Origin of the sequence: Nocardia colli, assembly GCF_008704205.1 — a bacterium.
In the GTDB taxonomy this organism is placed as follows: Bacteria; Actinomycetota; Actinomycetes; order Mycobacteriales; family Mycobacteriaceae; genus Nocardia; species Nocardia colli.
In genome coordinates, this window is sequence record NZ_VXLC01000075.1 from 1 (window position 1) to 513 (window position 513).

The 513-nt window shown below is 55.8% G+C and carries 1 rRNA gene; it reads left to right on the forward strand.

What is annotated here, in order from left to right:
- Window positions 1–513: ribosomal RNA gene (locus F3087_RS45760) — 23S ribosomal RNA — on the forward strand; the annotation flags it as partial.

Sequence of the window (513 nt, forward strand, 5' to 3'; positions counted from 1 at the left end):
GAGTCGCATGTTCTAGACCCGAAGCGGAGTGATCTACCCATGGCCAGGGTGAAGCGACGGTAAGACGTCGTGGAGGCCCGAACCCACTTAGGTTGAAAACTGAGGGGATGAGCTGTGGGTAGGGGTGAAAGGCCAATCAAACTCCGTGATAGCTGGTTCTCCCCGAAATGCATTTAGGTGCAGCGTCACGTGTTTCACGCCGGAGGTAGAGCTACTGGATGGTCTAGGGGGCCTACAAGCTTACCGAAATCAGCCAAACTCCGAATGCCGGTGTGTGAGAGCGTGGCAGTGAGACTGCGGGGGATAAGCTTCGTAGTCGAGAGGGAAACAGCCCAGATCGCCGGCTAAGGCCCCTAAGCGTGTACTAAGTGGAAAAGGATGTGAAGTCGCGAAGACAACCAGGAGGTTGGCTTAGAAGCAGCCACCCTTGAAAGAGTGCGTAATAGCTCACTGGTCAAGTGATTTTGCGCCGACAATGTAGCGGGGCTCAAGTACACCGCCGAAGCCGCGGCA